The sequence below is a fragment of the Granulicella sp. L46 genome (assembly GCF_009765785.1).
GTDB lineage: Bacteria > Acidobacteriota > Terriglobia > Terriglobales > Acidobacteriaceae > Granulicella.
Genome location: NZ_LMUT01000003.1, coordinates 522053 through 541720 on the forward strand (window position 1 = coordinate 522053; position 19668 = coordinate 541720).

A 19668-nucleotide genomic window follows, 5' to 3' on the forward strand; every position below is an offset into this window, starting at 1 on the left:
CATTACGGCGCCACCAACACCGACGTAGTAGCAAACCCGCTTGTCCCCGTAGCAGCCGCAATTCTCACCACCTGCGCCACGCCCGACACCTCCATCGGCGTCACCTGCACTATCCCATTGCCATTCGATACCGCCGTACTCCGCGCGGTCTTCAGCACAGGCGCCGACGCGCACACACCGTTCGCCGCGCACACACCCTCCCACGCGTACGCCGTCTGATACACATTCACTGTTGCCCCCGGCAAAGCATGCCCTGCGCCGTCGGTCACCAGCAGCGTCACCACTGCCGGCGTCACACCCTCCACCAAGCTCTGCCCGCCGCCACTCGACACCGCAATCATCCACTGCGACGCCGCCACCCCGTACACAGTCCAACTCGCGCACACACTAGTCCACGCACACCCCATCACCACGTTCGTCGACCCGCTGGCAATCGCGCCAACCTGCGCCACTACTGCCTCCGTCCCGTTCGTCGCCGTCGTTCCCGTAGCCGGCGCCAGCGTAAACCCACTCGCCGCGCTCGACCACACCACCGGAACCCCTACCGCCACCACCGCATCCTGCACTGCTGTCAACGACAATCCCCAACTCCCCGCCGCTCCCGCTGCCAGGTACTGTGCCGTCGCGCCGATCGTCACTGTCTGCACAACATTCGCATCCGCGATGGTCACCTTCACCGAAGCGCCACCACTCACCTCCGTTCCACTCACTGTCACGCTACCCGGCGCAATCCCCATCAGCGGCGTAGACGCCAGCCCCGTCGCATCCGTCTTCAACACGCACCCCGTTTGCGCGCCGCAACCCGTCGCCACCGCCGCGCCGCCGCCACTACCCGCCACCACAAAACTCACACTCGCGCCCTTCGCCGGCGTCACCCCATCAGACGCATACACCCGCACCGCAAACGGTGTAGCCGCCATAGCCAGCGTCTCCAGCGACGCCGGAGCCGACACCAGAGTCACCACGTCCTTCGTCCCCAGGTTGTAAGTCAGCGCTCCCGCGATGTCCGTCACTCCCCCCGTCGTTGCATCCAGCACTTCGACATCCACCGCCGTCCCGCTGGCCGCTCTCGCCGTCGTCATCGACGGAGCTAGCGCCACAATCTGCGTCGACGTCCAGCTCTGCACCGTCGCCAACACGCCATCAATCAACACCTCGTTGCCCGTCTGAAATCCCATGCCGCTAATCGTGATCAGCCCGCCCGCCGCGCTCAGCGTCGCCGGTGATACACCGCTCGCATACAGTATCCGCGCCGTATAGTTGAAGTCCGGCCGCCCCGCCCAAAACTGGTCCGCAATCGCAATCCGGTAGGTCGACGCACTCGCCGCAGCCCACACGCGCAACTGTGTCATCCCCAGCACCATCGAATTCATCGCAGCCGCCTGGCTCGCCACCGTCGGCAGCGTCCCCGTCGCATCCGCCTGGTTCCATACCCCAATCACCGGCTGCAGCTTCTGCACCGACCCCACTCCCGCCTCATTCAGCGCCGCCACCTCAATCGTCCAGCTAGTGTTCGCATTTACTGCCGTCTTGCGCCACGCCGTGTAATCCGCAAAACATATCGGCCCATTCCACCATCCCGTCGAGCTAGAAGCCGGAGGGTTCGTCTCCACTGAATCCGCATTCTGGCACCAGTTCGCCGACGCATTGCTCTGCGATATCGTCATGGTCCCCGACGCACCCGCCTGGATAGAGATCATCCCGGATTGTGTCCCCGACCCTGACATCGAGATCACCGGCCGCTGATAGGGCCCAACCGCATGATCCCCAACGTACAACGGATTGACTGGTTCCACCACAAAGTACAGGTAAGCGCCCTGCGGTCCCGCCGCAATGTGCGGCATACTCCACACCCCCTCATCGGCCGCCGCACCCGCTCCCGCATTCTCGCTTGCAGGCTCAACTCCGGTTATCGGATTCCCACCGTTCTGTTGAAACGGATAACCCGTCGTGCTCGAATACACCGGATTCGGCTCCCAGTTGCCGTCCTGTCCCACAATGATTCGGTGAGCCACTACATTCACCAGCTCCATCCCCTGCTGCGTCGGAAACTTTACCGTTCCATTGACCGACACCGAATTCAGGTTGCTCTGCGTCTTTCCTCCTCCACTGCTCGCCACCGGGTACAGCGTCACCAGCGCATTGATATCATCCGGCCGCAGCGTGAACGGACCCTGCATGCACTGGTAGCTATAGTTCCCACAGATCACATCGATCGGATGCATCAGCGGCCACAAGGCCATCTGCGCAGCCGTGGGTTGCGGCACTGCCGTGAACACATTGTCGTTCAACTGCGACCAGGCGAGCCCCAGCACCCGCCCAAACACCCGCGTCAACTGATACTGCATCTGCGTCAGCTGGTTTGGGTCCGAACCCACGCACAGCCCGTCGAGCACGATAACCGCATGCTGGATCGTTCCAGTCGATCCGAAACTGTCCACGCTCTCCACCACCCCATTCTGCCGGCACTCGCCCGGACCGCTCGCCCCACTCCCCAGCAGCATATCGATCACACTCCCATCGCTGTCATAAATCACGGGAATCTGCACCGACGCATAGTTCGTCGCTTGAACGTCGGCCGGAAACACCATCGCCGTTCCGTTGAAGTACACATTCACATCTGCCCCATTGGCCTCAACATGCTCCGCAAGCTCGCCCCCTTGCGTCACCATCACACTCGCCGTAGGAATATTCCACACCGCCGCAGCCGCCGCCACCATCGCATCCGCCTGCGCATGCGTCACCGTAGCGCTCAGATTACCCGGGTCCGTAAAATACATCGGCGCATTCGTATACCAGGCCATCGGCACGCCTGCCATCGGATAACCACTAGTGCCCGTGATAAACCGCGGACCGCCAGCCCACGCACTCGCCGCGCCCAACACCAGGCCAGCCATCAACAACATGTGTCCCCATTGCCTAGCGACGCGCATCGTCCACCTCCTTCACCCACCCCGTTCCCAAGCTCTGCTCCACTCTCACTCCCTGTAACGGTGCCGGACTTCCCTCCCGAGGCAGTAACCCCTCCGGCAGCCGAACGCCCTTCGGTTCCGCCATCTCACTCGTCTGCCAGGCCTTCGTCGCCGCTACCCCATCCACCAGCGCAATCCCACCCGTTGAAGTCCCCGTAGCACCTGCCAGCGGAGCACCCTGCGCCCGTCGCACCCGCGTCGCCAGCCAGCGCACATCCAGCAGAGCCACTCCATTCGCGCCCATCGGCACCACCGGCACCACGCCCATCATCCCGTCCACCGCCGAGCTCAATCCGCCCACACTCGGCGTATGTAAAAAAAACATCGCGCGCTGTCCCACCTGGAAATGTTGTTGCCCGCCCGTCCACCGCCCCGCCCACTCCCGCATCACATACGAGCCGCCCACAACCCCCAGCACCGGCTGCTGCACCGAAAACGTGATCTCCACCACCCCGCCACCCGGCTCACCGGCCGGCTGGTCCTTGAACTCAATCTTCTCCACCTGCCCCACAAACACCACGCCCGCGCGCGAAGCCAGCAAGCGCAGCTCCGCCCCGACACTCTCCGCAGGAGCCCGTTCGTCCCGCTGTTGCGCGAGCGCTCCGCCGCCCACCGTACCCGCCAACAGCAACCCGCCCCACACCCAACCGCGAACACGCATCACACTCTAGCCTCTGCAACTCACTTCGTCGCAGAACGCCAAACCCACACGCGTGTCCTATTGTGAAACAGCCCTCAAGCTGCCGATAACCGCCCTAAATCTCGGGATAAAAATCGAAGAATGCATCGATACTATGCCGCAGCTGCGCCTCAATCTGCTCGCGGCTGCCCTCCACAATATGCATCGTCACCTGGGCATCATGCCCATTCTTCAACTTGATCGGCGCAGCCTGCACCGCCTCAACTTCATCCGCCGGCAATAGCCGTAAACCGTATACCAACACCAGATCAGCCATATCCCCATCCTAATCCCCGCCCTTGCACCGTTTCCAAACCGATACAATCAAATCTCTATGTCCGATCAGATCGAAATCCGCGACACCGTCATCCTCGGCTCCGGCTGCGCAGGCCTCACCGCCGCCATCTATGCTGCCCGCTCCAACCTCAAGCCCCTCGTCCTCGAAGGTCACGAGCCCGGCGGCCAGCTCTCCATCACCACCCTCGTCGAAAACTTTCCCGGCTGGCCCGACGGCGTCCAGGGTCCCGAGCTCATCGAGAACATGAAGAAGCAAGCCACCCGCTTCGGCGCCGAGCTCCGCATGGCCCACCTCTCCACCGTCGACCTCACCACCACGCCCTTCACCCTCGGCATCGGCAAGGACACCATCCACACCCGCTCCCTCATCATCGCGTCCGGTGCCTCCGCCCGCTGGCTAGGCCTACCCTCCGAGCAAGCCCTCATCGGCTTCGGCGTCAGCTCCTGCGCGACGTGCGATGGCTTCTTCGCCAGCGGCAAAGAGATCGCCGTCATCGGCGGCGGCGACAGCGCCATGGAAGAAGCCCTCTTCCTCACCCGCTTCGCCACCAAGGTCACGCTGATTAACCGCAGCGAAAATTTCCGCGCCTCAAGAATCATGCTCGAGCGCGCCGTAGCCCACCCCCAAATCGAGTTCCTCCACAACACCCTCGTCGAAGAAGTCCTCGGCGTAGAAGAGAAGGACCTCAAGGGCCTCAAGCTCTTCAACAAAAAAACCGGCGAACGCTGGACGCTTCCCGTCAGCTTTATGTTCCTGGGCATCGGCCACATCCCCAACGCCCGCATGTTTGAAGGCCAGCTAGACCTCGACGCCGACGGCTACATCAAGACACAGGAGAACGTCTTCGTCTCCATGATGGGCCAGCGCATCCCCGGCGTCTACGCCTGCGGAGACGTCCAGGATCGCCGCTACCGCCAGGCCATCACCGCCGCCGGAACCGGCTGCATGGCCGCCCTCGAAGTAGAAAAATACCTCGAAGAACAAGGCCGCTAATCAAACTCGCCCATGACCTCGCATCGCCACATTTTGGCTAGCATCAGCAAGCTCTTACTCGGCAGCGCGGTCATGGGTACACTCTGCATCGTCAGCACAGCGCAGTCCGTCCCCAACCCCGCGCCCGCGAACCCCATCCTCGCCCACGCCGACCCCTTCATCACCCTCCACCCGGTCGACGGCCGCTATCTCCTCCTCGCCACCACCGGTCTCAACATCACCATCTGGAGCGGCACCACCATCCCCACCGCCTCCACCGAATCCAAAATCGTCTTCACCCCATCCGAACCGATGGAGCAACTCTGGTCGCCCACGCTCTGGCACATTGCCAACCGCTGGTGGATCTACTTCACCGCCCAGCCACCAGGCGGCCAGCACGCCATCTACGTTCTCGAATCCGACACGGACGATCCTCTAGGCAGCTACACCTTCCGCGGCCCCCTCAATCTCGACAACCGTCCCGCCATCGACCCCTCCATCCTCACTCTCAAAGGCAAGTACTACCTCATGTACGTCACCGTCGATCGCGGCGAGAACGCCATCCAGATCGTTCGCCTCGCCGATCCCCTCCACCCTTCGGGCGCCCCCTCCCTCATCGCTGAGCCCGAGTTTCCCTGGGAAAAAGGCGCCGGCAGCACGCGCACCTATCCCGTAAACGAAGGCCCCACCGCCGTCTACCACGGCCACAAAGTCTTCATCGTGTACTCCGCATCTGACACGGCCTCGCCGCTCTACTGCCTCGGCCTGCTCACCCTCCAGGGCGGCGACCCGCTCGATCGCAACAACTGGAAGAAGACCCCGCAGTCCGTCTTCTCCGCCTCACCCGCCAACAACATCTACGGCCCGGGCCGCGGAACCTTCGCTATCGCCGAGGACCGCACGTACTGGCTCCTCTACGCCGCCAAATCCGCCGACGCCCCAACCGCCGCCAACCGCGCAGTCCGCGCCCAGCGCTTCACCTGGAACCCCGACGGCACCCCAAACTTCGGCACCCCCCTCAAAGACGGCCCCCTCTAGTGCCCCGCAGCTTCCGGTGAGGGCTTAGCCGCCTTGCCAGGCAGGCGCATAACAAACGGCAACGGCGTGAGACACATAATGACAGCCGCCAGCAGCGCGAACGCGTTCTTGTAACTCAACATGCTTGCCTGCCGAAGCATCTGCTGGTATGCATACCCGACCGCCACCTGGCCAGCCTGGGTGGCGTTCATCCCCTGCGACTGCGCCATATTGGTGACGTGAGAGATGTAGTTGTTATAGCCTGCGCTGCCGGCTCCGCTATGTGCGGCGAGCTGCATCTGATGCGTCTGCGCGGTACGCGCAAGGAACGTAGTCAGCAGAGCCGTACCCGCGCTGCCACCGAGATTACGCGCAAAGTTAGAGAGGCTCGAGATCTGATTCATCTTCGTCGTCGGCACCCCCACATAATTGAGCGTGCTGATAGGAATGAACACCAGCGGCAGCCCAATCACCTGGAACATGCGCCACTGCGTGATGGTCGCGAAGCTAGTGTCAAGCGACAGTCGCGTCAGGTTATAAAGCCCCACCGCAGTAATCACGTAGCCAATACAGACAAGCAATCGCGGATCCATTTTCCCAATGAGCCGGCCCGCAACAAACATCATGAACATCATTACGAATCCCGCAGGGCTCAACGCTTCGCCCGCAAGTTGCGCAGTAAACCCAAGCAGCGTCTGCAGGTATTGAGGGATCAGCACAGTGGACCCAAACAGCACCATGCCGAGCACCAACTGCAGGAAAACCGCCGTCCCGAAGTTCCGGTTCTTCAGCAGCTTGAGATCGACGATCGGATCCTCGTGGTTCCATTCCCAAAAAACAAACGTCACCAGCAACACCGCCGCAACGACAGCTGCCGTCGTAATGAGATCCGAGCCGAACCAGTCCTTTTCCTGTCCCTTATCGAGGAAGAACTCAAGCACGCCCACGCCCGACGCAACCAGCGCGAGCCCGGTGAAGTCAACCTTCCTTCCCACCGAAGCCTTGCGTCGCTCGATCAGCGCCGGCGGGTCCTCCACCATGCGCGAGCTCAGCCAGATCGAAAACAGCCCAATCGGAATGTTGATAAAAAAGATCCAGTGCCAATTGAAGTTGTCCGTGATCCATCCGCCCAGCGTAGGCCCAATAGCCGGAGCAACCACCACAGCCATGCCATACACCGCAAACGCCTGACCACGCTTCTCCACCGGAAACGTGTCCGCCAAAATTGCCTGTTCCGAAGGTGCCAGGCCGCCGCCGCCGAGTCCCTGCAGCACGCGAGCGACGATCAGAAACGGCAGCGTCGGCGCCAGCCCGCACAGCAGCGAGCATGCCGTGAACATAATCACGCACGTAATGTAAAACCGCTTGCGCCCAAACCGGTCCGACAACCACCCCGAAATGGGCAGGATCACCGCGCTCGCTACAAGGTAGCTGGTCAGCACCCACGTCGCCTCGTCCTGCGACGCGCCCAGCGAGCCGGCCATGTGCGGCAGCGCAACGTTCGCGATCGAGGTGTCCAGCACCTCCATGAACGTGGCGAGCGTCACCGTTAGGGCGATCGCCCATGGGTTGTATTTAGGTTTCCAGTTTGCGTCGTAGGCCATATCAGCTACCTGATATAGAATATCAGGTAGCTGATATGGATTCTTTAAAGACGAAAAAACAATCCGCGCGGAAGCCAGCCGAGCTATACATCAGCAAGCCGGTCCTGGAGCGCATCTCGAGGATGAAGGCCGTCCTGCAGGGATGCAGGGTGGTGCTCGACGAAGAGTTACAGCCCCTCGGCATTACGACATCCCAGCTCCGCATGCTGTGGTCCGTCGCCGAAAATCCCGGCATCTCCGGCGCAAAGATGGCGCGCCTATGCTCCGTGACGCCGCAGTCAGGTCAGGCGACGCTAGCCATGATGGAGGCCCAGGGATGGGTCCGGCGATCGCCCAGCCAAGCGACCCATCGCGTCCTGGTAGCCGAGTTAACCGGCAAGGGGCAGCAGATCCTTATCAAGGCGCGAAAGATTGCGCAAGCCCTGGACCGCAGACTCTGGAAAGGGATCGGCGAGCGCGACCTGGCCGGCCTCGATGCCGCACTTCGCAGTGCCGTCCAGACCCTGACAGTCAAGTAGGCATTCCCCGCCTCACCAACTCAACCGCATCAACTCCATCGACTCCCGCTCCAACTTCGTCTCCACCCTCACGCTCCCCGCATCCACGTCCACCCACCCCGGCGACCCCAACAACTCCAAACCACCCGCCCTCTTCAGCGCCGCCACCTGCTCCGCGCTCGGCGTCTGCGGCGACCCCATCGCCTTCCACGCGGTATACGCATTGCTATGCGTCTCATCCAGTCGATACCGCTGCACGAGCGCTCGCCGCACGCCCACCGGCAATCCCTTCACCCGCACCTCCACGGCCGCACCCCCACCACCCTCCGCCACATCGTGGTAATCCCACACCAGCACCGACGCGCTCCTCCCCTCCCGCGTAGCCAGCCCATTCACATCCGCATCGCCGCGCACGCCCGTGCTGATCATCGCCTCCATCGGCACCGCGCCCGAGCTCTCCACCGACACCCGCTCGCCCCCCATCATCCCCAGCATCCGAAACACATTCAGCACCGGCTTATCCACCCCATTTGTACTCAGATCACGAAACCCCTCAAAATAATCCCGCCCCTCAAACTCAAACGACCAGCTAAGCATCCCCAACAAATTCACCCGATGCTTCGCCGCCAGATCCAACAGCCGCGCATACGCCGCAGCCGTATACGCCGGATACAACGTTCCATTGCGATAGTTATTCGCCGGATTCACCTTCGACGAGCAAGCCGCACATCCCTCAGGATCAGCTTCACTCAACAAAATCGGCAGCTTCGCAAACTTCGAAAAGCTAGCCACCAACCCAAACCCGCGATCCACATCCTTCAGCTCGCGATCGATCCCCATCGTCACTTTGCCGCCCTCAATCACCGGCTGCCCCTTCGCATGAAAGCTGATGAAATCCAGCGGCACCACACCTCCCGTAGCCGCGCTCTTCCCCGAAGCCGCATGCTCCAAAAACTTCTGCAGGTATCCATACGCATGATCATTTCGAGGACTCGTAGTAGCAGGCCCACCCACCCGCGCACCCGGCAGCGCAGCCCGCACGCCCGCCACGGCATAGTCATACAGCTTCAGATACTCATCCTCGGTCCCATGAAAGTACTCAATGTCCGGCTCATTCCAAACCTCGAAGTACCACGACAGCACCGCCTCTTTCCCATACCTCTCCACCAAATGCGCCGTCACCACCCGCGCCAACTCCTCCCACTTTGCATAATCCTTCGGCGGATTATTCGAAGCCCCCGCCAGCGTGTCCTTCGGATACAAAATCTTGTACGGCTGGTCCGGCTTCCCCGGCAGCACCGCCGCCAAATCCTTCGGCATAAATCCCAACTCCACCACCGGTCTCACGCCCTCAGCCTTGTACGCGTCGAAGATTCCATCCATCAACCGAAAGTCATACACCGGCTTCCCACTCGCATCCTCGCTGTACACATTCGTCGAACTCCACTTCAACGCCGGCACCCCATCCCCCGACGTCAGCAAATGATGCGCCCGAATATAAACCGGCGCCGCACTCAAATCATGCAGCTGCCCCAGCAACTCCCTCCCCAGCACCGTAGTCGAGTAGTTCCCCTCGTCATACCCGAACCACGCATACGCCGGCTCCCACACCCCCACCGGCTTCGCAAGATCCACGTCCACCGTCACCGGCGCCTGCGCCCGCAACATCCCCAAGCACGCAATGCAACCGACTAACAGCGCCGCCATTCTCAACCCAAATCTCGCTCGCATCATCACAACACTCTTGTACGCGAAACTCCTGAGCGCCGCCACCACGCTTTCACAAAGGATCCCCACCTTGCATCCCGCATAAAACTCGTATACCGTAGGGGGGTATGCTTCTAATGCATACCAACCATCTTACTGGAGCACCTCATGACGAACTCAACCACAAAGGAACCTCCGAGTCCTCGGACGCCCTCCTGCGCTGCGTTCGCCAGGTGAGGTAGTACGGTAGTCTTCTTCCCAAGCTTCAAGACCTGAAGGCGTCACCCTCCCCTCCGCGCGCAGTGCCCAACCACGGCACACGCGACCCGAATCAACACGTGCCCACAAGCACGCCTTCGTCGTCGCCTCCACTCGCATGCAGCCGCATGCAGTCAGGAGGACCCATGTCCCTCAACATCACCACCTACATCGATACCCGCCGCCCCACGCTCATCCGCGTCTGGCGCACCGACGGCGCCCACCTCATCAGCACGTGGATGCCCACCCTCGCTCCCAACACCAACATCGAAGGAGGTCCGCGTCCATGACCCTCCTCCAACCTCAACTCGCACCCACCCACGCCATTCGCGTCCGTCGCCCCTGGCAGCGGACGTTGCTCAGCTTCCTCGTCGCCTTCGGCCCCGGCCTCATCGTCATGGAAGCCGACAACGACGCCGGCGCCGTCTCCACCTACATGCAGGCCGGAGGTCAATACGGCCTCCACCTGCTCTGGGTCCTCGTCCTTCTCCTCCCCATCTGCTACTTCGTGCAGGAGATGGTCGCACGCCTCGGCATCGCCACCGGCAAAGGCCACGCCGCCATGATCTACGAGCGCTTCGGCAAAGCCTGGGGCCGCTTCTCCCTGTTCGACCTACTAGCCGTCAACTTCCTCACCCTCATCACCGAATTCGCCGCGATCTCGCTCGCCATGCGCGGTCTCGGCGTAGCGCCCATCATCTCGGTGCCCATCGCGGCCCTCGCCCTCGTCGGCCTCATCGCCACCGGCAGCTACCGCCGCTGGGAGCGCATCGTCGTCATCCTCTGCCTCCTCGACATCACCTGGTTCATCGCCGCCGCACTCCTTCACCCCAACTGGTCCGCAGCCCTCCACAACACCTTCGTCCCCTCACTCCCTCACACCGGCAAAACCGGCGACCTCGTATTCCTCATCATCGCCATCGTCGGCACCACCATCGCTCCATGGCAACTCTTCTTCCAGCAGAGCTGCGTCGCTGAAAAGCGCCTCCGCTTCGCCGACCTCAAGTGGGCGCGCCTCGACACGCTCATCGGAGCCATCTTCACCGTCCTGGTAGCCGGCGCCATGATGCTCACCGGAGCCTTCGCCTACAACCACCACATCCCCTTCACCGACCCCGCACAACTAGCCCAATCCATCGCCATCATCCTCCCGCACCGCAGCGGCATCTTCATCCATCACGCGCTGCTTCTGCTCATGGTCAACGCCGCCGTCCTCGGCACAACGGCCATCTCTCTCGCCAGCGCCTGGGCCTATGGAGAAGTCGCCGGCTGGCAGCACTCCCTCCACAAAAAGCCCTCGGAAGCTCCCGGCTTCTACGCCGTCTACGCGATCTGCGTCTTCGCCGCCGCGGGCATCGTTCTCCTCCCACATCTACCGCTGCAACTGGTCATCGTCAGCGTGCAAGTCTTCGCCGGCCTCATCCTCCCCTCGGCCATCATCTTCCTCCAACTCCTCCTCAACGACCGCGCTCTGCTAGGTGATCGCTGGGTCAACCGCCCCTGGAACAACTGGATCAACTGGTCGATCATCATCGTCCTCTTCGCGCTCTCACTCATCCTCGCCGCGCAAGTCCTTCTACCCAACCTCTTCAACTAATCCCGAAAGGAGCCACCATGGCCGCCGCCGCAACCCAACCCACCCCGAATGAAACGCACCTCTACGTCATCCATCCACTCGACGACGTCCACGAGCAGAAGTGCACCTCCGAAGGCCTAGGCCTCATGCACCTCACGCCAACCGTGCGCTTCGCCCTCACCACCCTCCGTGTCTACCTCATCGCGATGACGCTCATCATCCTCTACCGCACCCTCACCCTCGCCCACTTCTTCGCCCCACACGCGCACTAACCCGCACCGCACACCCGAACCGCTTCCCCACATCGGTTCGGGCCCTCTCTCATCCCATTGATCGATAGCCAAGCCCTTCAAGTGACCGATGTTCAACCGCGCCTACATTCCCTACACTTGGCCGGTAACTCAAAACAGAAATCATCCGCATCCAGCGAGCGAACCTCATCTGCCGTATCCGAGCCCGCGTCGCGAGAAAGATTCCATGCACCAGAAAAACCGTCTCCCTTCGCTTCTTTTCTCCCTCTGCCTCATCGCGCTCAGCTCCACCGCCGCCTTCGCCCAGACCACCACCGCCCAAACCACCAACACCAACTTCTTCTCCGCCTGGGAGAGCCGCGTCCGCGCCACGCTCGCCCGGCAACCTTCCTATCCTATCCCCGTCATCGCACCCTCCGCGCAGATGGTCCAGCTCTTTCGCTTCGACTACGTCCACGAGTACACCCCCGCCCGCACCGCAACCGACATCTTCACCAACGGCAAGGGCCTCAACCTCATCCCCTGGGCCAACACCGAAATCGACATCGACCTTCCCCCCTACATCCAGCACCACAATCCCAAAGTCATCGACGGCGCCGGCGATTTCTCCTTCGTCGTCAAGTTCCGCCCCTTCGCCAGCCCCGACAAGCATCACGCCTACTCCATCGGCGGCCAGGTCGCCGTCTCCGTCCCCACCGGCAGCTATAAGAACGGCGCCCTCGTCTCCACCATCACGCCCACCGTCATGGGCGGCAAAGGCTTCGGACCATTCGCGATTCAATCCACCATCGGCGCCATCCTCCCCAAGAGCGACGCCTCCACTATCGGCCGCACCATCACCTGGAACACCACTCTCCAGGCCCGCGTCGCAAAAATCTTCTGGCCCGAAATCGAATTCAACTCGAACTACTACCATGAAGGTCCCAACAACGGAAAGAATCAGACCTTCGTCTCGCCCGGCTTCATGGTCAGCAAGATCAATTTCCGTCACACCCCCGGCAACCGCCTCGCCCTCATCTTCGGATCGGGCTTCCAGGTCGCCACCTCCACCTTCCACACCTACAACCACGCCTACGTCTTCACCTCGCGCTTCGCCTTCTAGAGTTAGTGTCCAACGAAACCACCATTTGCTTTTTGCCTACAAATTTTCGCTTCTAGGTAACCTCAAGGCTCTTGATTCCAAGCACCCAAGGCACTCGCTATAGCTATCAAGCCGCTCGCTTCTAGGTACCCCAAGGCTTCAGTCTTGGGTTTCATAGGCCCGCAAATGTGGTGGGCTTTAGCCCCCGGGTATGCCTTCTTATCCCCGGCCCCCCTTCACCAATACAATCGCAGCGTATCCCCAACCTCCGGCGGCGGCCAAGTATCATCGAGCCAACAGCCCAACCGCCGGAGCTACCTCATGTACACCCCCAAAGACTTCCTCGTCGACGACCTCCCCACCCTCCACGCCGACATGCAGCGCAACTCCTTCGCCGCACTCGTCACCCTCACCTCCTCCGGCCTCGTCGCCACGCACCTCCCCATCCTCCTCGACCCCGACCGCGGCACCTTCGGCACCATCCTCGGCCACGTCTCCCGCGCCAACCTCCAATGGCAGCACACCGACCCCGCCACCGAAGCCCTCCTCATCTTCAACGGCCCCGACACCTACGTCACCCCCAACTGGTATCCCGCCAAGCAGGAAACCCACCGCGTCGTTCCCACCTGGAACTACGCAGCCATCCACGCCTACGGCCCCATCACCTTCTTCGACGACCCCACCCGCCTCCGCGAAATCGTAACCCGCCTCACCGACCTCCACGAGTCCACCTTCCCCAGCCCGTGGAAAGTCACCGACGCCCCCGCCAACTACATCGACGGCCAGCTAAAAGCCATCGTCGGTTTCGAGCTCCCCATCTCCCGCGTCGAAGGCAAGCGCAAGTTCAATCAAAACCGTTCCGCCGCCGACCAAACCGGCGTAGTGCAAGGTCTCCGCTCCCTCAACGACCCCACCAAATCCCACGTAGCCGACTTCATGCAATCCCTCACCGAGAAATCCAAACCGGAGTAACCTCTCTCCATGCGACTCCCTCTCCGCACCGCAACCTCCCTCCTCGCCCTAACCCTCTCCACCACCGCGCTCGCGCAGACCACCCTCCTAGCCCTCTCCAAGCACGACCACACCCTCTCCGTCATCGACCCCACCACCCTCAAAGTCCTCTACACCCTCCCCGTCGGCCCCGACCCCCACGAGGTCATCGCCTCCACCGACGGCACCACCGCCTACGTCTCCAACTACGGAGGCGGCGCCTTCCACACCCTCGCCGTCCTCGACCTCATCCACCACACCGCCCTCGCCTCCATCGACCTCGGCCCCCTCAACGGCCCCCACGGCCTCACCTTCGTCGGAGGCAAACTCTACTTCACCGCCGAAGGCGCCAAGGTCATCGGCCGCTTCGATCCCGCCACTCAAAAAGTCGACTGGGTCCTCGGCACCGGCCAAAACCGCACCCACATGATCTACGTCTCGCCCGACCTCCAACACATCATCACCAGCAACGTAGCGTCCGCGACGGTCAGCCTCATCGACATGCAAACCCTCCCGCAACAAGGCCCACCCCCCGGAATGAAACCGCCCGCCGGTATGCACCCGCCGCCCGGCCCTCCACCCACCCGCAAAGACTGGAACGAAACCGTAGTCCCCGTAGGCCACGGCTCCGAAGGCTTTGACCTCTCCCCCGACAACAAAGAAATCTGGGTAGCCAACGCGCAAGACGGCACGATCTCCATCATCGACTACGCCGCCAAAAAAGTAATCGACACCCTCCACCCCGACGTCCGCAGCGCCAACCGCCTCAAATTCACCCCCGACGGCAAGCACGTTCTCGTCTCTCTCCTCGGCAATCCCGACCTGGTCATGCTCGACACCGCCACACGTAAAGCCATCAAGCGCCTCCCCATCGGCACCGGCGCAGCCGGCATCCTCATCGACCCCACCAACAACCGCGCCTTCGTAGCCAACACCCCCGACAACAAAATCACCATCATCGACCTCAACACCCTAACCATCACCGCCCACATCCCCAACATCGCCGAACCCGACGGCATGGCCTGGGCCACCCACCCCTAACCGCCCCCCTCAACCCACATCTCCGAACGAAGGAAACCCATGCGCGCTGATACCAAACACGCACTCAAACAATTCGGCCTCGGCTTCCTGAACTTCACCATCGCCATCGGGCTCCTGATTGCCTTACAGGTGCTCGCTCACGGCCACCTGCCCAATCGCATACTCAACCTCCTAGCCGTCGCGATCATGCTAGCTGCCTACCTCGGCGGAACTCGCCTCATCGAACGCGTGCACCTAACCGAGTTCGACAACACCGGAGGCTTCCGCGAATTCGCCGGCGGCCTCGTCCTCGGCTTCTGCCTCTTCTCCGCAACCATGCTTCTCCTCTGGGCCTTCTCCGTCTACCACCCAAACGGCTGGGGCTCTGCATCCAGGCTAGGCGCAGGCATTATCGCTGCTCTCTCGGCGGGCATCATCGAAGAGATCATGTTCCGAGGCTTTCTCTTTCGCCTGATCGCAGGACTAGCCGGCACCTGGTGGGCTCTCGCCATAACCTCAGCCCTCTTCGGCGCCGCTCACGCCTTCAATCCCGGCGCAACCATCGTCAGCTCCATCGCGATCGCCGTAGAAGCCGGCGTGCTTCTCGGCGCCGCCTACGCCCTCACCCGACGCCTCTGGTTTCCCATCGGTCTCCACGCTGCCTGGAACTTCACCGAAGGTAACGTATACGGCATGAGCGTCTCAGGAACCGGCGCCGCCAAAGGCTTCTTCACCGGAACCCTGCATGGCCCAAACATTCTGACCGGCGGACAATTCGGTCCCGAGGCCTCCCTAATCGCTGTCCTAGTCTGCCTCTCAGCCGCGTCCCTCATTCTCTGGCGCGTCGTTAGCCGCAACCGCGTCCAGCCCCCCATCTGGACCCGCATCCCGCCACCGACGAACTCCTGAACCCGCAAACAAAAGAGCGGCGACCGTAAGGTCGCCGCTCGTCTTTCTCTACGCTCTACACTCTACCCTCTACACCCTGCCTTTAGTGGATATCAAACTGCTCCGGATGCAGGCTAGGATCGCTCTTCACCAGGATCGTCTTGCCTGACATCTCTTCCATCTCCTGCAGCCACTTCGCTCCGCCGGTCTTCAACTGCTTCACAACTTCCGGATTCACGCGCAGCATAATGTCACCCTTCTCGATCAGCTTATGCATCTTCCGCATCTCGATATAGATGTCATTGCAAACAGTAACCGGCGACTTCACCATACCCGTGCCAGCGCAAATTCCGCAGGTCGTTGACAGTGTCCGTTCCAGCGACTGCTTCACGCGCTTCCGAGTAATCGCGACCAGTCCAAAATCATTGAACTGCAGCACCTTCGACGGAGCGCGATCCTTCTTCAGCTCGTCTTCCAGCGCAGCCATCACCTTGTTCCGATTCTTCCGCTCATCCATATCGATGAAGTCGATGATGATAATTCCACCTAAGTCGCGCAGCCGAATCTGCCGAACGATTTCAGGAATCGCATCCAAGTTCGTCTTCACGATCGTGTCCTCAAGCCGAGCCGTCTTGCCGACATACTTGCCCGTATTGATGTCGATCGCCACCAGCGCCTCCGTCTGGTTGATCACAATCGATCCGCCCGACTTCAGCCACACCTTCGACCGCAGCGCCGTATTAATCTCCTCGGTAATCCCGAACTGCTCAAACAGCGGCGTGTCCTTCGTATAAAGCTTCACGCGCCGAATCAAGCTAGGCTGGAACCTCTGCAGGAACCGCAGCACGCGCTCATATGCATCCTCTGTATCCACCCAGATCGCGGAGAAATTATCCGTAACCTGGTCACGCAGAATCCGCTCCACAAGATTCAAATCGTGATAAATCAACGCCGGGCTCTTCGATGACTCAGACCGCGTCTTGATATCCGCCCACAGGTTGAGCAGGAACCGTAGATCGCTCCGCAACTCCTCCTCGCTCGCTCCAGCCGCCGCCGTGCGCACAATAAAGCCGCCCTGCGCGTCACCCTTCTCGCTGAGCAGAATCTCCTTCAGCCGCCGCCGCTCGCCGTCCGACTCAATCTTCCGCGACACGCCCGTATGATTCACCGTCGGCATGAACACCAGGAACCGTCCCGGCAACGCAATGTGCGACGTAATGCGCGCACCCTTCTTCGCAATCGGCTCCTTGGCAATCTGCACCAGGACTTCTTGCCCCGGCTTCAGCAGGTCGCTGATCGCCGGCAGGTTCGTCGACTGCATCGACCGTCCGCCACGATCCCGTCCGCCGCCACGAGGCCGCGAGTTTGCCATGCCACGGCCATCGCGCGAACTACGCTCGCCACCGCGGTCGCTGCTGCTGCTGCGCTCGCCGCTTCCACTGCGTTCACGATCACGTCCCCCGCGACGTCCATCTCTACGCCCACGACGTCCACCCTCGCGTCCGCCTTCGCGACCACCCTCACGCTCGCCGTCACGCACTACCGGCTGACCTTCTACCGTGGCCGGGCGCGCATCGCCATTCTCATCAAAGCTCGAGGCCTCCGCAAACTCCTCTTCCTCGGCCTCGCTGATCTGGCTTCCCGAAACTTCCTCTTCGACGAAATCCTCTTCGCCATTCGACGCGAGCTCGTCTTCTTCGAAATCCTCTCCGTCGTCGTCGAAGTCCTCGTCCTCGTCGTCCTCTTCATCAATCTCAGCCGGCTCAAGACCCGTAATGTCATCGATCGTCATGTCGCGAATCATGCTGCCCAAATCGGCCGCACCCTCCAGCGTCTCTTCCTCGACGTCATCATCAAACGCGCCAGCATGCAGCGACCCAATCTCAGCGTCCTCTTCATCCAGCAGCTCTTCCTCAAGCTGCCCATCGCCCGGCGCAAATCCCTGCGCCGCGTCCTGCGCGTGCACTCGCTCGCCCTCAATCGACACCGGCGTCTCCGCCTCGGCCGCATGCACCGACTGCACTACCGCCTCATGCTCAATCGGAGCCGTAGGATCAGCATGCACAATCTCCGCATGCGCCACCTCCGAGATCAGCTCACCCGTAGGCTGCAGACTCGTAAACTCCGGCTCGTGGACAGTCTCCGCAACCGGCTCTTCCACCGTGCCGCTCTGCCGAAACTCCCGCGCACCCGCCGGGTCCACACGGAACGAAGCCGACGCATTCTCCTCCGGCTCATACTCCGCCGTCGTCTCATGAAACTCCGGCTCCGGGAGCTCAACAGCTTCCCGCAACTCGGCATCATGCACCGACGAAATCGCCTCTTCGAACTCCGCCTCATGCTCAGCCGCCGGCTCCAATGCCTCCACCGGTGCCAAATCCGTCTGCCCCGCATACTGAGGCTCATACTCACGCTCAGCCACATCATGCGCCGAGCTAACAGCCGGCATCACAGCCTCCGCCGGATCGATCCCGCGCGGCTCCGCACGATACTCCGTCCGCGGTGCGTCCTTGCGCTCGCCCCCGCGTCCCTTCTGCTCATCGCGTCCACGCCGGCGATCCCGTCCACGTCCACCACGGTCTCCACGATCATTACGATCACGATCTCCACCACGGCTCTCGCTCGACGACGACTCGCCGCGCGACTCACCACCCCGCGGCTCACGTGCCCGCAACGTCTCGCCCGGCAACACCGCTCCGCCATCCCAACCAACCAGCGGCGTAACTTCAGTTGAAGGCTTCGCAGCAATCGTTGAACCCGACGCCTTAGCAGGCTCCGCAGCCGCGCCATTCTCTCCCCGCCGATACTTCGACAGCGACTCGCCCGGCAGAATAAACGGCTCCGCCTGCGATCCCGCCGACGCACTCAGATCGACAAACTCATCGTCCGCCGAACCCGGCCGCGCACCACGCGGCGCAAACCGCTCCCGCACCGAATCCAGCCGCGAATCGCGTCCACCAGACTCACGCGCACCAGAAGCCTCACGCGCACCCTGGTCACGACCGCCACGATCACGGCCGCCGCGATCCCGTCCACCACGATCTCTACCACCACGATCACGGCCGCCGCGCTCACCACCCCGATCGCCGCCAACCTCACGCGACTCCGGCCGACGCTCAGCCGAACGCACCTCTTCTCGAGGAGCAACTTCACGAGGAGCAACCTCGCGCGGCGCAGCAGTCTCTACGCCAAACTCATCCGCCTCATTCCCAACTGGCGCCTCTGCCGAAGCCTCACCCGCAACCCCACGTCCCCGCCGCCGTCCACGACGTCCACGCCACCGGCGCTGACCATCCGCACCCGGAGCACCCTCACCAATCTCATCTTCTTCCCCAGCACGCGGCGCCGCATCCAGCACCTCATCCTCAACCGGAGCAAAACTCCGAGCCTCTTCAACCGGGCTCTCCGCGCCGCGATCCGCCGGCACCGCCTCACGGTTTCCACGATCCCGATCGCGCCCATCGCGCCGCCCGCGTCCACGGCCTTCGCCGCGACCCTCACTGCGTCCCTCCGTACGACCCTCACTCCGAGGCCGCTCACCCCGAGGCGCACGATCCCCACCACCCGACGCCGCGCCATCAAAGTCCGCAGCGTCTCCGGCCTCTTCCATAAAGTCCGTAATGTAAAGGAACGCATCGCGCTCGAGCCCAATATCCACAAAGCTCGACTGCATGCCCGGCAGAACGCGCGTCACACGCCCGTTGTAAATCGAGCCTGCAAGCGTGTACTCATTCTCGCGCTCGTAATAAATCTCTGTGAGTTCTTCTTTTTCGACAATCGCCAGCCGCGTCTCATGGGGCGTGCTGGATATATAAATTTCTTTCGACATTGCTCTGCTTTCTCCTCGCACCCGGCTCT

The 19668-nt window shown here is 62.0% G+C and carries 16 protein-coding genes; 10 read left to right on the forward strand and 6 right to left on the reverse strand.

Translation table 11 applies throughout. The features are described 5' to 3' along the window. Positions 1-2 precede the first annotated feature (2 nt). The 3 genes from GSQ80_RS03115 to GSQ80_RS03125 all read right to left on the reverse strand — a co-directional run bounded on the left by GSQ80_RS03115 (position 3) and on the right by GSQ80_RS03125 (position 3928). On the reverse strand, positions 3-2933 hold the full coding sequence (locus GSQ80_RS03115; protein ID WP_158786033.1) for an IPT/TIG domain-containing protein: 2931 nt from the start codon (positions 2931-2933) through the stop codon (positions 3-5). Continuing rightward, positions 2920-3633 carry a hypothetical protein gene (locus tag GSQ80_RS03120; protein ID WP_216850107.1) on the reverse strand — a complete coding sequence of 238 codons (714 nt, stop codon included), beginning with the start codon at positions 3631-3633 and terminating at the stop codon, positions 2920-2922. The genes GSQ80_RS03115 and GSQ80_RS03120 overlap by 14 nt, the downstream gene beginning before the upstream one ends. A gap of 94 nt (positions 3634-3727) precedes the next feature. Further along, entirely contained in the window at positions 3728-3928 is a 201-nt protein-coding gene (locus GSQ80_RS03125; RefSeq protein ID WP_158786035.1) for an allantoinase, read from the reverse strand. Between the two features lie 57 nt (positions 3929-3985). Here GSQ80_RS03125 and trxB point away from each other — a divergent pair, with 57 nt between their 5' ends. Next, entirely contained in the window at positions 3986-4942 is a 957-nt protein-coding gene (trxB, locus tag GSQ80_RS03130) for a thioredoxin-disulfide reductase (RefSeq protein WP_158786036.1), read from the forward strand. A 12-nt stretch (positions 4943-4954) separates the two neighbouring features. Continuing rightward, entirely contained in the window at positions 4955-5959 is a 1005-nt protein-coding gene (locus tag GSQ80_RS03135; RefSeq protein WP_158786037.1) for a family 43 glycosylhydrolase, read from the forward strand. Here GSQ80_RS03135 and GSQ80_RS03140 read toward each other — a convergent pair. Continuing rightward, entirely contained in the window at positions 5956-7542 is a 1587-nt protein-coding gene (locus tag GSQ80_RS03140) for a DHA2 family efflux MFS transporter permease subunit (protein ID WP_158786038.1), read from the reverse strand. The genes GSQ80_RS03135 and GSQ80_RS03140 overlap by 4 nt on opposite strands. 35 nt (positions 7543-7577) lie before the next feature. Here GSQ80_RS03140 and GSQ80_RS03145 point away from each other — a divergent pair, with 35 nt between their 5' ends. Further along, the gene (locus GSQ80_RS03145; protein ID WP_158786039.1) at positions 7578-8060 is read left to right on the forward strand and encodes a MarR family winged helix-turn-helix transcriptional regulator; all 483 of its coding nucleotides are present in this window, start codon (positions 7578-7580) and stop codon (positions 8058-8060) included. A 12-nt stretch (positions 8061-8072) separates the two neighbouring features. Here the strand turns inward: GSQ80_RS03145 and GSQ80_RS03150 are convergent, their stop codons facing one another. Continuing rightward, entirely contained in the window at positions 8073-9773 is a 1701-nt protein-coding gene (locus GSQ80_RS03150; protein WP_158786040.1) for a beta-xylosidase, read from the reverse strand. A 377-nt stretch (positions 9774-10150) separates the two neighbouring features. Between GSQ80_RS03150 and GSQ80_RS03155 the strand changes: the two genes are divergently transcribed. The 7 genes from GSQ80_RS03155 to GSQ80_RS03185 all read left to right on the forward strand — a co-directional run bounded on the left by GSQ80_RS03155 (position 10151) and on the right by GSQ80_RS03185 (position 15831). Continuing rightward, positions 10151-10294 carry a hypothetical protein gene (locus GSQ80_RS03155; RefSeq protein WP_158786041.1) on the forward strand — a complete coding sequence of 48 codons (144 nt, stop codon included), beginning with the start codon at positions 10151-10153 and terminating at the stop codon, positions 10292-10294. Continuing rightward, positions 10291-11601, forward strand: a complete 1311-nt coding sequence (locus tag GSQ80_RS03160) for an Nramp family divalent metal transporter (protein ID WP_158786042.1) — start codon at positions 10291-10293, stop codon at positions 11599-11601. The genes GSQ80_RS03155 and GSQ80_RS03160 overlap by 4 nt, the downstream gene beginning before the upstream one ends. Before the next feature lie 17 nt (positions 11602-11618). Further along, the gene (locus GSQ80_RS03165) at positions 11619-11852 is read left to right on the forward strand and encodes a hypothetical protein (protein WP_158786043.1); all 234 of its coding nucleotides are present in this window, start codon (positions 11619-11621) and stop codon (positions 11850-11852) included. Between the two features lie 205 nt (positions 11853-12057). After that, entirely contained in the window at positions 12058-12933 is an 876-nt protein-coding gene (locus tag GSQ80_RS03170) for a hypothetical protein (protein ID WP_158786044.1), read from the forward strand. Between the two features lie 300 nt (positions 12934-13233). Then, a complete protein-coding gene (locus tag GSQ80_RS03175; protein ID WP_158786045.1) occupies positions 13234-13884 on the forward strand; it encodes an FMN-binding negative transcriptional regulator in 651 nt (216 codons plus the stop codon). Between the two features lie 9 nt (positions 13885-13893). Then, positions 13894-14943 carry a YncE family protein gene (locus GSQ80_RS23605; RefSeq protein WP_158786046.1) on the forward strand — a complete coding sequence of 350 codons (1050 nt, stop codon included), beginning with the start codon at positions 13894-13896 and terminating at the stop codon, positions 14941-14943. 39 nt (positions 14944-14982) lie between these two features. Then, complete coding sequence (locus GSQ80_RS03185) at positions 14983-15831, forward strand: CPBP family intramembrane glutamic endopeptidase (protein ID WP_158786047.1); 849 nt, start codon at positions 14983-14985, stop codon at positions 15829-15831. 82 nt (positions 15832-15913) lie between these two features. Here GSQ80_RS03185 and GSQ80_RS23610 read toward each other — a convergent pair whose 3' ends face one another. After that, a complete protein-coding gene (locus GSQ80_RS23610) occupies positions 15914-19639 on the reverse strand; it encodes an Rne/Rng family ribonuclease (RefSeq protein WP_158786048.1) in 3726 nt (1241 codons plus the stop codon). Positions 19640-19668 lie beyond the last annotated feature (29 nt).

Bases quoted from the DNA above. Each gene is read 5' to 3' on its own strand.
- GSQ80_RS03115 (WP_158786033.1), bottom strand. From the start codon at position 2,933: ATGCGCGTCGCTAGGCAATGGGGACACATGTTGTTGATGGCTGGCCTG.
- GSQ80_RS03120 (WP_216850107.1), bottom strand. From the start codon at position 3,633: ATGCGTGTTCGCGGTTGGGTGTGGGGCGGGTTGCTGTTGGCGGGTACG.
- GSQ80_RS03125 (WP_158786035.1), bottom strand. From the start codon at position 3,928: ATGGCTGATCTGGTGTTGGTATACGGTTTACGGCTATTGCCGGCGGAT.
- trxB (WP_158786036.1), top strand. From the start codon at position 3,986: ATGTCCGATCAGATCGAAATCCGCGACACCGTCATCCTCGGCTCCGGC.
- GSQ80_RS03135 (WP_158786037.1), top strand. From the start codon at position 4,955: ATGACCTCGCATCGCCACATTTTGGCTAGCATCAGCAAGCTCTTACTC.
- GSQ80_RS03140 (WP_158786038.1), bottom strand. From the start codon at position 7,542: ATGGCCTACGACGCAAACTGGAAACCTAAATACAACCCATGGGCGATC.
- GSQ80_RS03145 (WP_158786039.1), top strand. From the start codon at position 7,578: ATGGATTCTTTAAAGACGAAAAAACAATCCGCGCGGAAGCCAGCCGAG.
- GSQ80_RS03150 (WP_158786040.1), bottom strand. From the start codon at position 9,773: ATGATGCGAGCGAGATTTGGGTTGAGAATGGCGGCGCTGTTAGTCGGT.
- GSQ80_RS03155 (WP_158786041.1), top strand. From the start codon at position 10,151: ATGTCCCTCAACATCACCACCTACATCGATACCCGCCGCCCCACGCTC.
- GSQ80_RS03160 (WP_158786042.1), top strand. From the start codon at position 10,291: ATGACCCTCCTCCAACCTCAACTCGCACCCACCCACGCCATTCGCGTC.
- GSQ80_RS03165 (WP_158786043.1), top strand. From the start codon at position 11,619: ATGGCCGCCGCCGCAACCCAACCCACCCCGAATGAAACGCACCTCTAC.
- GSQ80_RS03170 (WP_158786044.1), top strand. From the start codon at position 12,058: ATGCACCAGAAAAACCGTCTCCCTTCGCTTCTTTTCTCCCTCTGCCTC.
- GSQ80_RS03175 (WP_158786045.1), top strand. From the start codon at position 13,234: ATGTACACCCCCAAAGACTTCCTCGTCGACGACCTCCCCACCCTCCAC.
- GSQ80_RS23605 (WP_158786046.1), top strand. From the start codon at position 13,894: ATGCGACTCCCTCTCCGCACCGCAACCTCCCTCCTCGCCCTAACCCTC.
- GSQ80_RS03185 (WP_158786047.1), top strand. From the start codon at position 14,983: ATGCGCGCTGATACCAAACACGCACTCAAACAATTCGGCCTCGGCTTC.
- GSQ80_RS23610 (WP_158786048.1), bottom strand. From the start codon at position 19,639: ATGTCGAAAGAAATTTATATATCCAGCACGCCCCATGAGACGCGGCTG.